This window comes from Chryseobacterium sp. KACC 21268, from assembly GCA_028736075.1.
Lineage (GTDB): Bacteria > Bacteroidota > Bacteroidia > Flavobacteriales > Weeksellaceae > Epilithonimonas.
The window spans coordinates 3,402,917-3,416,149 of record CP117875.1 but is presented as its reverse complement, the minus strand read 5'-3'; the positions used below and the strand labels follow the sequence as shown (position 1 = coordinate 3,416,149).

15 protein-coding genes and 1 tRNA gene are annotated in these 13,233 nt (G+C 37.6%); 3 read left to right on the top strand and 13 right to left on the bottom strand.

What is annotated here, in order from left to right; genetic code table 11:
- Positions 1 to 10: 10 nt before the first annotated feature.
- The 3 genes from PQ459_15615 to PQ459_15605 all read right to left on the bottom strand — a co-directional run bounded on the left by PQ459_15615 (position 11) and on the right by PQ459_15605 (position 1,232).
- Complete coding sequence (locus tag PQ459_15615; GenBank protein ID WDF46323.1) at positions 11 to 280, bottom strand: YtxH domain-containing protein; 270 nt, start codon at positions 278 to 280, stop codon at positions 11 to 13.
- A 292-nt stretch (positions 281 to 572) separates the two neighbouring features.
- Positions 573 to 1,106 (bottom strand): hypothetical protein, encoded by a 534-nt coding sequence (locus PQ459_15610; protein ID WDF46322.1) that lies wholly within the window; start codon positions 1,104 to 1,106, stop codon positions 573 to 575.
- Positions 1,107 to 1,133: 27 nt separating this feature from the next.
- Positions 1,134 to 1,232, bottom strand: a tRNA-OTHER gene (locus tag PQ459_15605).
- Between the two features lie 733 nt (positions 1,233 to 1,965).
- Here PQ459_15605 and PQ459_15600 point away from each other — a divergent pair.
- The 3 genes from PQ459_15600 to ggt are packed head-to-tail and all read left to right on the top strand — an operon-like array spanning position 1,966 to position 5,162.
- Entirely contained in the window at positions 1,966 to 2,889 is a 924-nt protein-coding gene (locus PQ459_15600; protein WDF46321.1) for a bestrophin family ion channel, read from the top strand.
- Positions 2,890 to 3,450: a pentapeptide repeat-containing protein gene (locus PQ459_15595; GenBank protein ID WDF46320.1), complete on the top strand. Its 561-nt coding sequence runs from the start codon at positions 2,890 to 2,892 to the stop codon at positions 3,448 to 3,450.
- A gap of 26 nt (positions 3,451 to 3,476) precedes the next feature.
- Positions 3,477 to 5,162 (top strand): gamma-glutamyltransferase, encoded by a 1,686-nt coding sequence (gene ggt, locus PQ459_15590; GenBank protein ID WDF46319.1) that lies wholly within the window; start codon positions 3,477 to 3,479, stop codon positions 5,160 to 5,162.
- Positions 5,163 to 5,278: 116 nt separating this feature from the next.
- Here ggt and rny read toward each other — a convergent pair whose 3' ends face one another.
- The 10 genes from rny to PQ459_15540 form a co-directional block, all read right to left on the bottom strand.
- Entirely contained in the window at positions 5,279 to 6,850 is a 1,572-nt protein-coding gene (gene rny, locus PQ459_15585) for a ribonuclease Y (GenBank protein WDF46318.1), read from the bottom strand.
- A gap of 326 nt (positions 6,851 to 7,176) precedes the next feature.
- Complete coding sequence (locus PQ459_15580) at positions 7,177 to 7,464, bottom strand: cell division protein ZapA (protein ID WDF46317.1); 288 nt, start codon at positions 7,462 to 7,464, stop codon at positions 7,177 to 7,179.
- Positions 7,465 to 7,466: 2 nt separating this feature from the next.
- Positions 7,467 to 7,769: a hypothetical protein gene (locus PQ459_15575; protein WDF46316.1), complete on the bottom strand. Its 303-nt coding sequence runs from the start codon at positions 7,767 to 7,769 to the stop codon at positions 7,467 to 7,469.
- A gap of 219 nt (positions 7,770 to 7,988) precedes the next feature.
- Positions 7,989 to 8,792, bottom strand: coding sequence for a porin family protein (locus tag PQ459_15570; protein ID WDF46315.1), 804 nt, complete (start codon positions 8,790 to 8,792; stop codon positions 7,989 to 7,991).
- A gap of 1 nt (position 8,793) precedes the next feature.
- Positions 8,794 to 9,519: a bifunctional demethylmenaquinone methyltransferase/2-methoxy-6-polyprenyl-1,4-benzoquinol methylase UbiE gene (gene ubiE / locus PQ459_15565; protein WDF46314.1), complete on the bottom strand. Its 726-nt coding sequence runs from the start codon at positions 9,517 to 9,519 to the stop codon at positions 8,794 to 8,796.
- A 67-nt stretch (positions 9,520 to 9,586) separates the two neighbouring features.
- Complete coding sequence (locus PQ459_15560) at positions 9,587 to 10,162, bottom strand: hypothetical protein (GenBank protein ID WDF46313.1); 576 nt, start codon at positions 10,160 to 10,162, stop codon at positions 9,587 to 9,589.
- Positions 10,163 to 10,234: 72 nt separating this feature from the next.
- On the bottom strand, positions 10,235 to 11,272 hold the full coding sequence (gene ribD, locus PQ459_15555; GenBank protein ID WDF46312.1) for a bifunctional diaminohydroxyphosphoribosylaminopyrimidine deaminase/5-amino-6-(5-phosphoribosylamino)uracil reductase RibD: 1,038 nt from the start codon (positions 11,270 to 11,272) through the stop codon (positions 10,235 to 10,237).
- 66 nt (positions 11,273 to 11,338) lie between these two features.
- The gene (locus PQ459_15550) at positions 11,339 to 11,995 is read right to left on the bottom strand and encodes a hypothetical protein (GenBank protein WDF46311.1); all 657 of its coding nucleotides are present in this window, start codon (positions 11,993 to 11,995) and stop codon (positions 11,339 to 11,341) included.
- Positions 11,996 to 12,044: 49 nt separating this feature from the next.
- A complete protein-coding gene (gene nadE / locus PQ459_15545; protein WDF46310.1) occupies positions 12,045 to 12,836 on the bottom strand; it encodes an NAD(+) synthase in 792 nt (263 codons plus the stop codon).
- Positions 12,836 to 13,183 carry a hypothetical protein gene (locus tag PQ459_15540; protein WDF46309.1) on the bottom strand — a complete coding sequence of 116 codons (348 nt, stop codon included), beginning with the start codon at positions 13,181 to 13,183 and terminating at the stop codon, positions 12,836 to 12,838. Before PQ459_15540 ends, nadE begins: the two co-directional genes overlap by 1 nt.
- Positions 13,184 to 13,233: the final 50 nt, after the last annotated feature.

Below are 13,233 nucleotides of genomic sequence, written 5' to 3'. Positions count from 1 at the left end.
TTTTTTTATTTTATTGTGCAGCGTTCTGAACGTCTGTCTTCACTTCTTCAGCTTTATTTTTGAATTGGTCCGCTGTATCATTAGCTTTATCTTTCAATTGTTCTGCTGTTTGTGTCGCTTTATCTTTCAGATCGTTTCCGAATTTTGTCAGATTATCTTTCGCGTTGTTGATGGTGTCTTTTACCTTTTGTTGATCCTCCGGAGAAGATTTTTTGTATTTCCACCAAGCCAAAGCTCCTACTCCTAACAATGCCAATAGGCCATTTGTTTTATTTCCCATTTTGTAATTTTTTTATTGTTAATATTAATTACCCAGTGATAAGAAAAATTTGTGCCAACAATTTAATATTCAGATATTTTTTTGGGCGTGTCCTTTCCCTGGCTTTGTCCAATGCTGGGACCGCGCTGTCCACTATTATCTTTTTGTTGCCCAGCTTTTTCCCCACGCCAACAAAAAGGATAACCGTTACCATCGCTCACGCGCTGCGCACATTAGAACCCTTTCACATCAAAACAAAGTTTCCCAAAACCCTCAAACGCTCCAACCCTCAAACCCACAAACGCTCCAACCCTCAAACCCACAAACGCTCCAACTTAGCCACAAGTTCCTTCGTCAATTCACGTCTACTGAATTCATTAATATTCGCCGAATTCGTAATCGATCTTCCACTTTTCCAATCCTCATAAAGCGAGAAAACAAACGTTTCAATCTCCAAAATCTCCGAATAATCAAAATGTTTCCCAGCTTTCGTTTTATCCAAAATCGTTTCCACATCAGCATCTTTCGGTCCAAAAGAGATGATTTTCTTTCCCGTCGCCAGATATTCAAACAACTTTCCCGGAATGATGCCTTTCGAACTCTCATTAGGGAAATTGGTGATCAAAAGAAGATCCGATTTTTCCATTTCCTTCACCGATTCATCGTGCGCCAAATAACCAAGATTCTGAATGTTATTTTTCAAAACAGAATTCTCGATCTCGTTCAAGATCTTATCATCCACTCGTCCAACAAATTTCAATTCAAAATCCTTAGCAAAATCTTGATGTTTTTCACAAAGCGTAATCAAAGCCTTCCAAAGATTCTCCGGATTTCGCAACTGCTCCAAAACGCCAACATAGCTTAATGTGAATTTTGCAGAGAGGAAGGGATTCGAACCCTCGATAGTTTCTTGTTTATCGAAACCATTAGTAATACAAAATGCATTCGCCCCATTTTTCCTGAAATTCTCTGCGTCCGTGTAACTCGTTGCCAGCGTCAAATCAGCATTTTCAAAAACCGATTTTTCAAGTTGTCTGTGTTTTCTATCAGAACCTGAAGTCAGTTTCAAATGTTTGTAATAAGAAATTTCTGTCCACGGATCACGGAAATCAGCAATCCATTTCAGATCTGGCAATTCCTTTTTCAGTCCAAGTCCGATCAAGTGCAAACTGTGTGGCGGACCAGTCGTGACAATCGTATCAATATGATGTTCCTTCAAGTAATGCTTCAAAAATTTAATCGAAGGTTTCACCCAAAATTTCCTCGCATCCGGAATAAAAAAATTTCCCCGGATAAAAATCGAAAATTTCGAAACAAAAGACTGATTCTTCCCAACATCAAACTGCCCACCTTTGAACTTCTTATTGCTCTTACTGAATTTCTCCGCGATCTGATAAGGTTCCCAAATATTGGTCTTCACGATTTTCAGATCTTGCGGAACTTCTTTGGTCAAAGTCTCATCTACCAAAGGATAACTCGGATTTTCGGGCGTATAGATAATCGGTTCCCAGCCAAACTCGGGAAGGTATTTGGCGAACTTCAACCAGCGCTGAACGCCAGGTCCACCAGCAGGCGGCCAATAATAGGTGACAATTAAAACTTTTTTAGAATTTTCCATTTAAGAATTTCGGCTTCATCAAACTATTCAGTAATTTTATATACTTTTTTGAAAGGTCTAAAATAGGACTTTTATAATTTATTTTACCATGATCATTAGAGAAAGAACCAATTGGTTGAAAATGCTGTTCGTCTGGAAAGGTTCTGTTCTTCGCAAGATCATTCCGCAATTATTGGTCATCACGATTTTCTCTTTGGTTGTCCTATATTTCAAAGGGAATATCTACGATTACAAAGTCCATCTCAATCCAGCGATCTTCACGTTGCTTGGATTGTCATTAGCGATTTTTATGGGATTTTGTAACTCTGCCAGCTATGATAGATTTTGGGAAGGACGTAAACTTTGGGGATTGCTGGTCATCGAAACAAGGTCTTTGACGCGTCAGGTTTTGACTTTGATTAATGATTATTCTCCAGATTCAAAAATTAAAAAACAGGAATTCATCAAAATGATCTCGGCGGTTTGCTGGGCGCTCAACTACCAACTCAGAAACAAAGATGCAAATAAGAAATTAGAAGAATTATTGTCCGATGAAAATTTCGAGAAAGTAAAAGATAAAAAATTCAAACCGATTATTTTGTTGGACATAATGGGCGAGTGGATCAATACTCAGAATCGAAAAAAAAATATGGATACGATTGTTTTAACTTCTCTTGATCATCAATTAAATCAACTTTCAAATATTGTCGGTGGCTGCGAAAGGATTGCAAATACACCTTTGCCTTTTGCATACAATGTTTTGCTGCACAGGACGGTTTATATGTATTGTTTTTGGCTGCCATTCGGTTTGGTGGATGCGGTCGGTTGGATGATGCCAATTATCGTTTTGCTGATCAGTTATACTTTTATCGCGCTGGATGCTGTTATTAATGAAATTCAGGATCCGTTTGATGAGGAAGAGAATGATCTCGCACTCAACACGCTTTGTAAAACAATCGAGTTTTCTATCTTCGAACAAGCACAGATTCCGCAACCAAAACTTGAAGTTTCTAACTCTTATTTTATAGACTAAATGAATTATTTCTCCGAACAAAAATTTACAAAAACCGATTTTAAAGAACTTGAAAAAGCAGATTACGAAAATTGTGTTTTCGTCGATATTAATTTTTCTGGTCAGAATATGTCCGATTTCAAATTCTCAGATTGCGATTTCAAAGATTGTGATATGAGCAATGCTAAAATTCATCAGACAGCTTTTCGGGATGTTGTTTTCAAGAATTGCAAGATGATCGGACTTAATTTTGAGGATGCGCATTCCTTCAATATCTCTTTCAAATTTGAAGATTGTATTTTGGATCATTCTTCTTTTTATCAATTGGATCTTCGAAAAACGACGTTCAAAAATTCCACTTTAAAAGAAGTGGATTTTACGGAAGCCAACTTGTCTAATTCATTTTTTGACCAATCAAATTTGACAAACGCAGTTTTCGATCGCACAATCTTGGACAATGCCAATCTCAAAAACGCAATCAATTATTCCATCGATCCTATTAAAAATCAACTCAAAAAAACCAAATTTGCAAAAGATAATCTCGCGGGACTATTAGACAGATTACAGATTATTATCGAATAGTCAAAACCTATTAAATTTAAAAAAAAATGAAAAAAATACTATACGCAAGTTTCCTATTATCCATCACGGTTTCTGCACAATATACAGACTTCAATCTCATCAAAGAAGTCAAAGTTAAGAGCAAAGGAGTGGTGGTATCCGCGCATCCATTGGCCAGTGAGGCAGGTTCCAAGATTATGAAAGAAGGAGGAAATGCTTTTGATGCCGCAATAGTAACCCAATTGGCTTTGGCTGTCGTTTATCCTCAAGCCGGAAATATCGGTGGAGGCGGATTTATGGTCGCAGTGACTTCTGATGGGAAAAAGTTGGCTTTCGATTATCGTGAGACGGCACCTTCAAAAGCGAGTTTCAATATGTATTGGGACAAAAAGGGAAATGCAAATACAGATTTGTCACAGTACGGAAGATTATCCGTCGGCGTTCCGGGAAGTATCTCGGGAATGTTTGAAACTTTGAAATATGCTAAACTGCCCTTTTCGAAACTAATAGAACCTGCGATAGATTTGGCACAGAAAGGCTTCTCTATTACTGAGCAGGAAGCTGATCTTTTGAATCGCCACCAAGCCGATTTTAAGAAACATAACAAGAACAAAATTGTTTTTATTAATGATAAAGGCTGGAAGGCAGGAGATCTTTTGATTCAGCCAGAGCTGGCAGAAACCTTAAGAAGAATCCAGAAATCTGGAGAAAAAGAATTCTACGAAGGAAGAACTGCAGAATTAATTCTCGCAGAAATGAAACTTGGAAACGGAATTATACAGGCAAAAGACCTTAAAGCGTATAAAACCAAAGAAAGAAAAGCACTGACGTTCGATTATAAAGGTAATCAGATTGTTTCTATGCCAATGCCGTCCAGCGGGGGAACTTTGCTGGCTCAGATGCTCAAATTGGCTTCTTATGAAGATCTTTCCAAATATCAGCAGAATTCTGCAGAGGCAGTTCAGATTATGATAGAAGCTGAAAGAAGAGCTTATGCTGACAGGGCAGAATATATGGGTGATCCTGATTTTACAGAAGATAAAACCCAAATGCTGATTTCTGATGATTATCTCAAAAAACGTTGGAGTTCTTATAATCAGGATTTAGCGACGCCGAGTAAGGATGTTGGAAAGATTGTCAATCAGCCAAAAGAAAGTACAGAAACCACACATATTTCAATTCTGGATAAGTTTGGAAATGCGGTTTCCATTACCACTACACTTAATGGTTATTACGGAAGCAAAACAGTTGTTTCCGGTGCAGGATTTTTCTTAAATAACGAAATGGACGATTTCTCCATAAAGCCGGGCGTTCCAAATATGTTTGGTGCAGTGGGTGGAGAAGCGAATAAAATTGAGCCCGGAAAAAGAATGCTATCTTCTATGACGCCAACAATAGTTTTAAAAGATGGAAAAGTAAGAATGGTTGTAGGCACTCCCGGTGGAACTACAATTCCGACTTCAGTTTTTCAGGCAATTGTTGGTGTGATTGATTTTAATCAAAATGCCAATTTCTCAATCAATACACCGAAGTTTCATCACCAATGGCTTCCGGAAGTTGTAAAAATAGAATATAACTTCCCGGAAACTACGATCAAAGCTCTTGAAAAAAAGAATTACAAATTCGAGAAAATTAAGCAAATCGGAAAAACAGAAATCATTCTTGTTGATGATAATCAAAATGTCCACGCAGTTGCAGATGGGAGAGGAGATGATTCCGTTGGAGTAGAATAAGAAATTATTAAAGTATAAATTAATGTTCCTAATCGTTTCAGATAAATTATCCAAACTATAAAAAAATAAAGGCTTCCAAAATCTGGAAGCCTTTATTTTTTATATCAAACTGAAAATTATCTCGCGATATTCACAGATCTTGTTTCTCTAATTACTGTAACTCTTACTTGTCCTGGGTAAGTCAATTCGTTTTGAATCTTCTCAGAGATGTCGTAAGACAGTTGGTGCGCATTTTCGTCGTTCACTTTTCCACTTTCTACCATTACTCTCAGTTCTCTTCCCGCTTGGATTGCGTAAGCGCTGGAAACGCCGTCGAAACTTAACGCAGCCGCTTCCAGATCTTTCAGCCTTTGGATGTAAGATTCCAAAACTTGTCTTCTTGCGCCTGGTCTTGCACCGGAGATAGCGTCGGCAACTTGGATGATTGGTGATAGGAGAGAAGTCATTTCGATCTCGTCGTGGTGAGCACCAATAGCGTTGATCACTTCTGCATTTTCGCCGTATTTCTCAGCCCATTGCATTCCAAGAAGTGCGTGTGGCAATTCTGATTCCTGCTCTGGAACTTTTCCGATATCGTGTAGTAAACCTGCACGTTTCGCAAGTTTTACATTTAATCCTAATTCTGCGGCCATCGTTGCTGCGATGTTGGCAACTTCTCTGGAGTGCTGTAGTAAATTCTGTCCATAGGAAGAACGGAACTTCATTCTACCAACCACTTTTACCAATTCTGGGTGAAGACCGTGGATGCCTAGATCAATGATCGTTCTTTTACCCACTTCAATGATTTCTTCCTCGATTTGCTTTCTTGTTTTTTCAACCACTTCCTCGATTCTCGCTGGGTGAATTCTACCATCGGTCACCAATCTGTGAAGGGACAATCTTGCAATCTCTCTTCTCACCGGATCAAAACAAGAAAGAAGAATGGCTTCTGGCGTATCATCAACGATGATTTCTACGCCTGTTGCAGCTTCCAACGCACGGATGTTTCTACCTTCACGCCCGATGATTCTACCTTTGATCTCATCAGATTCGATATTAAATACAGAAACTGAGTTTTCTACCGCTTGCTCTGTTCCAATTCGTTGAATTGTCTGGATAATGATTTTTCTCGCTTCATTTTTCGCATTCAATTGCGCTTCCTCCATAATGCTTTGAACGTGTGCCGATGCTTTGGTTTTAGCTTCAGCTTTCAAAGATTCTACCAATTCCGTCTTAGCTTCTTCTGCAGAATAGTTGGAGATTTTTTCCAGCATTTCTACTTTTTGCGCGGTTGCAACTTCCAGATCTTGTTGTTTTTTCTGAACAACTTCCAGTTTTTTGTTGTAGTCGCCAACCTGTCTTTCAAGATCTTTTTCAAGTTTTCCGGCTTTGCTAAGCTCGTCATTCAATTTGTTTTCTTTATCCTTGGTGCGTTTTTCAGCTTCCTGCATTTTTCTTTCACGCGACTGGATGTCCGCATCGTGTTGGGATTTTAGCTCAAGGAATTTTTCTTTAGCCTGCAGGTGTTTTTCTTTCTTTACAGCTTCGGCTTGTACATTGGCTTTTTCTATAATGTTTTCGGCTGTCTTTTTAGCATCTTCTACTACGTACTGCGCTTTTGTGTTCAAAGAACTCTTTCCGAAGAAAAGTCCTGCAACCGCTCCTACGATAAGTGCAACGACACCGATAATAATGGTAATTGTGTCCATAAATTTATATATATGTTGAGTTTTGTTTTTAATTTAATTTACAAAGCAATTCTTGCGTTGTATGGTTCTTTTTATGTCTTTTTTTTTTAGGTATTAGTTTTTTATCATTAATACATTTTACGATGTACATTTTACAAATAAAAAAAACCTACAACAGTTCAGATATAGAGTAAACTCCATAAAAACACGATTTGAACTGATTTTCATTCTCTGTAATCTGCGCAAGGCAGCACGCCATCGAATGAACTTTCGTCCGGTAATTTTTAATTGTTGAGTTTACTTCTTTGTGTTAGAACTATTGTAGGCAGCTTGTAATTTGAAAAAATTTACTTTTCCAATTGCTCAAGGAGTGCGTTGATCTTGGTGACGCGCTCGTTTGTATTTTTTATATTTTTCTCATTATTTAAAGAATAAACTTCTGCATTGGTTCCGAGTTTCAAAACGCACATAGCAAGTGCATCCTGCTTGTCCCTCACATCGAAACTGGCTTCGAAGTCCTTTATCATCATTTCTATCTGCTTTCCAACTTTCCGAAGGGTTTCTTCCTCGGCTGCTGGGACATTCAGCGGATAATTTCTTCCGGCAATAGTTATAGTTATTCTTCTGAAATCCATAGTTATAAGCCGGTGTTTTGTAATTCAGAGACGCACATATCTATTTCTTTTACCAATCTGTTGATGTGATTTTTCATCAGTCGGTTGTGTTCTGCGTTTCCGGATATTGCTGAATAAAGTTTTAATTCTTTGTTTTCTTCTGCTAAGATCTGGTTTTTGCGTTTCTCCTCCATGTACTCCTCCCTCAATTTTTGTAGCTCATCAGACGTTTCTGCGTGTTTCTCCGAAAGATTCTTAAACTTCTTGTAAAGATTGAGGATCTTTTTTTCTAAAACAGAAAAGTTGTTTTCTAATTCGCCTAACATAACCAGAATTAAATTCTAACTTTTACAAAAATAGGAAAAATTAATGATGATTTAACACGATATTTCTCTTTTGTGAGATTGATCTTGCTTCTGTTTGATTTATAATGATTTAACTTTAAGTAACTCATCAAAATAATTAGAAATGAAAGCCTTGAGCCTGATTCTAAGCACAAAGTGAACAAAAAAAAAGAGCCTTCAGAAAAAGCTCAATTTATATTTTTATTCAAATTTCAGAACCAGCATAAATGCTCTGGTCTGCAGTGTAGAAATGGCTGGTGTCCAGTAGGGTGGTGTGGTTTCCTTATCCTGCACCAACTCATTGTTTGTGAAGAATGTCCCTCGGATGGCAGGCGTAAACTTAAATTTGCTGAAATAGAACTGAATTCCTAACTCTGCACTCCAACCAAAGTTATGTGTTGTTGTCCGGAAAATATTCTGTTGATTATCATCGGTTGCTGTCTGGTTTGATTGTAAATTTACCAGATAATTAATTCCTGCAGCGGCATACGGACGGGAGTTGTACCATCTGTCACCATGAACTTCCAAAAGAAGCGGAATGTCTATATATGTAGATTTTACTATTTTTTTTGAGTCTGTTTCTGTAAATTCATCTAGTGGTACAAATGGTAAATTATAGTTTGTTCCGCCCGAGTATTGATTTACATGGTCAAATGTATTAAACGTCAAGTCTCTTTGTACGAAGTGTAATCCAGGTTCTAATCTGAGATCCAGAAATTCATTAAGTCTCATTTTACCTATCAATCCGGCTCCGAAACTATAAGTGGCTTTCGATTCTACCAGATTTTGATTTCCATTCATCCCAAACACAGGGCTGAGATTCATTTTGTAATCAAAGTTATTGGCAGCTAGATAAAATCCGAAGCTGTATTTTTGCAGATCATTACCTCCAGCCTCATTATCTGGTCTGTCCTTTGTCCTGAAAAGATTGTTGAAAGTCTGGGCGTGTAAATTACCGCTCAGAAGTACTGCAAAGGATAAAATCTTGATAAGTCGCTGCTTCATTCTATTTTGTAGCTTTATAAATGGTGGCTATTCCTAAACTTAGTTTGGTGTATTCTACTTTTTTGAAACCAGTATCCAGTAGAATCGTTTTCATCTTCTCTCCAAAAGGAAAAGCGTTCACAGAATCCGGAAGATACGTGTAAGCACGGTTGTCTTTGGAAACCAAACGCCCAATTGCAGGCAAAATGTTTTTAAAATAAAACATATAAAATGGTCCCAAGAATCCTTCTACTTTTGAAAACTCTAATATATAAATACTTTTGTCTTCTTTCACAACTCTGCGTAATTCTGATAATCCTTTTTCGAGATTCTCGAAATTTCTCACTCCAAATGCAACGGTAACGCCATCAAATTTATTGTCTTCGAAGGGAAGTTGTTCCGCATCGCCTTTTTGCATAGAGATCTTTCCGTCCAGATTTTGCTTTCTGATCTTCTCGATCCCCACGTTCAGCATTTGCTGAGAAAGGTCCAGACCTACAACATCTGCATTGGTCCCTTTTTGAACTGCAATGGCAAGATCTCCTGTGCCTGTGGCCACATCCAAAACCAATTTTGGCTGGTCTTTCTTTAGCATATTCACCAACTTGTTTCTCCAGAGCACATCTATTTTCATAGACAGTACGTGATTTAGAAGGTCATATTTTGGCGCAATGTTGTCAAACATATCTTCTACCTGACTTTTTTTGCTGTATTCGGAGTTGTATGGTGTTACGTTGTTGTGTTCCATTTTGATGATGAGAGTTGATAAATGATCTTCGACCGATAGTTGATGGTTGATCTTTTAATTATTAAATCTATTTGAACTTGTAATAATTGTTGTAATAATTGATGAAATCCTGTTTTCTGAAGATCTTCGATCGGCTTTCGACTTTCGCTACATTTTTGATGACGCGGTCATATTCTTCGTCCAGGTTGTAATAGAAATCTTCTGTGTAAAGCTTGTTGATCTTCTTCACGTCGCCCAGATAGTGCTTTTTGTCGATCTCGATTCCAGGCTTTGCGGCCATTAGAGAATCTTTGTTCAGGCCATATCCGTAATATTGATGGTTGACGTAGTAATCTTTATTCGCAATGTTCAGCAGACCTCGGATCTTGCTTACGGTAAAAGCAGAATCGTAGAGTAGCTTTTTATTCTGGTCAAAAACGGCGATTTTATTTTTTCCTTTATTAAGGTCAACCTTCAAATATTGTCCTGCAGAAAGTATGTTTTGTGATCCGTTATTGATCTTAAAGTAGAAAGTTTCCGGCGTAGGATTGTCTACCAGATAATAATTTTTTTTCGCCAAAAACAAAAAGTAAATAGCGAACGCAAATCCCATTGCCAGCAAAGAAAAAATCAAGCCTTTTGTGGAGGCGCTCAGATTTTTCATATTTATTGAAATCTATTAAGGATGCGAATTTACGGATTTTTTTCCGAGCGCTGATTTTTAATAATTCTGATATTAATCAAGACTTGGATTCCTGAAAAACAAAACCTCGCAATCTCTCAGACTTTCCGTTTTTTCTGGATTGAAATCGAAAGTTGGCGCTTTGGTTCCATTCTCAAGATTCAAATTTGGATTTTTGAAAATCAAAGTTTCATCCCAAAGATTTTGATCAATGAATTGTTGTAATGTAAATCTTCCACCTTCGATGATGACGGATTGAATTTGCAATTTGTACAGCTTTTCTAAGATTTTATCTAATGAATTTTCTTTTTCTATTTTAATGAATTTCAGATTTTGAGCTGTGGAATTTTTAATTGAATTAAAGATGATTGTTTCCGCTTCATCATTATAAATATTAAAATTCTCTGGAACATCAAGGTTGAAATCAATCAAAATTCTAGTAGGATTTCGACCTTCAACTTCTCTGACTGTCAAACTTGGATTGTCACGAAGTGCGGTATTTTTTCCAACTAAAATCGCGTGTTCCTCACTTCTCATTTGATGAACCAACTGCTTCGAAAGTGAATTGCTGATCTGTGTAGGTTTGTAATCTTTGTCCATAAAACCATCAGCAGATTCCGCCCACTTCAGAATAATGAACGGCATTCTCTTTTCGTGGTAAGTGAAAAATCGTTTGTTGAGTTTTCGGCACTCATTTTCTAAAACGCTGGACATAACTTCGATTCCTGCATCGGTAATGATTTTTTTGCCTTTCCCATTCACTTTGTCGTGGCTGTCCATCGCGCCGATAACCACTTTTTTAAAACCGAGTTCTACAATTTTCAAAGCGCACGGTGGTGTTTTCCCAAAATGGGCACAAGGTTCCAAAGAAACATAAATCGTAGATTCCGGAATAAGATGCTTGTCTTCTTCTTTTACAGATTTGATTGCATTGATTTCTGCGTGCGGTTCGCCAGCTTTTTTATGAAAACCTTCGCCAATGATTCTGTCGTTATGAACAATCACAGAACCAACCAACGGATTTGGATAAGTTCTCCCCAAAGCTTTTTGTGCCAATTCAATGCAACGTTTGATATAATACTCTTGATTCAAAGATTCAATGATTAAAAATTAGATTAATATAAATCCGCCAACTATCAATATCGGACCATTAACCAATTACTTTTTCTTTGCTTCAACCGCAGTTGGTTTGTAAGTAATCGGCGGAATAGCCATGGTGATGACACCTTCCATCAGTCGGCTTCTTTCTTTGGACAGAGATTTTGAAGCGTATTTCAAATCACCTGCAAGTCTTTTGGAATAGGAGAAAATCAAGAAAGACTTTTTGCCACCAGCTTCGAAACTTTTGAATCGGTCAATATTGTATTCAGCGTAAGATTCCCCTTCTTGTGGAACAACGGTCACGAGGTAATCTACTACGATTTCCTTTCCGTCTGGACTTTCCGTTACACTTACGAAAGAGTACTTGTCCTGCGTTCTGTCCTTTCTTTTTTCTACATATTCCACTTTTTGTTTTACAGCAGTGTCCATATCGATTTCTTTATCGAAGTATGAGAAATTGATGAGCTCTTTGTAATTATTAAAATCGTCATCGCGTAAAATATATTGCTGTTGCGCCCAAGTTGGAGAGTTTTGTTTGCTCCAGGTCAAGATGTATTCATTTTCCCGAAATGTCAGCGGACCTGGAATATTGAGTCTGTCAATCACTTCAACCGGCGCTGAAACGGCTATTTCTTCTTGCTTTGTTTCTTGGGACTGAAAAGCCGAAGTGAATGCGAAAAGACTAAAAGCAGAAAGTAGAATTTTATTTTTCATAGAATTTATTTATTTAATGTTCTGAATCTTATGTTTTGTCCTGTGAATATTATTTCAATTCCGCCGGAATTTCACAAACAGGAATCGGATTCATCTTATGTTGCGTCGCTCTGTTAAATCTAAGATAAATGGTCATCACCTCTTTTTCTCTTCCATCAAAATCAGCTTCGGTTTTTCCGGCTTTTTGCTGTTCCATTGCCCATTCCAATTCAGGATAGGTTGCGCCAATTTGGTCTTCATCTGTTCTTTCCACTTCCCAAAGTCCGTCCGTAGGTTTAGCTTTCTGAATGCTCTCAAGAATGCCTAGTTCTTTGGCAATTTCATAGATCTGCGTTTTGTAAAGGTCAGCGATAGGAGAGATGTCCACGCCGCCATCGCCATATTTTGTGAAAAATCCAACGCCAAAATCCTCCACTTTGTTTCCAGTTCCAGTCACAAGAAATCCATTGATCTGACCGTAATAATAAAGTGTTATCATTCTCAATCTCGATCTTGTATTCGCTTCTGCCAGATTTTTGCTCGGTGAATCGTCTTTGTAGCCTTCCGTGGTTTTTTCAAAACTTTCAAAAGTAGGCGTCAAATCCACTCGGAAACCATCCACATTTGGAAAATTAGATTTCAAAAAATCGATGTGATCTTGAGCTCTGTCCACCTGGTCGGCTTTTTGACGGATTGGCATTTCCAAAACCAAAACTGGCAATCCTGTTTTCGCTACCAAAACTGAAACGACTGCGGAATCAATTCCGCCAGAAACACCTACTACGAATCCTTTTGAGTTGGCTTTGGTTGCATAATCTTTTAACCAGTTGACGATATGATCTATTACTTTTTGTGTCTGCATTATTTTTGTTTTATTTTAATTTCTTCAAAGACATATTCTTTTTTGCGTCCGTCCACATCGATTGCTTCTCCGATCAAACTATTCTTGGTGTACAAAAATTGTTTGATTTTCAACGGTTCGCCATATCGGGTCAACTTTTCAACTTTCACAATATTTCCTTGTGTACTGTAATTCGTTTTATATTTATTTTCAGAAATGGTTCCACAAGCATTTTCATTCTTTTCATTAACCAAGACAAAATCATTTTTGAAATTTAATTCCAGAAAAACGGTAGATCCAGCACAGGGTTTCGGCGTATTGGTTTCCACACACATGCTTCCCACTGATGTTCTGAAGGTTTTATTCAAAACTATTTTGTTGTTTTGGTTTTTAGTTTGTGAATGCACTGGAACGCACA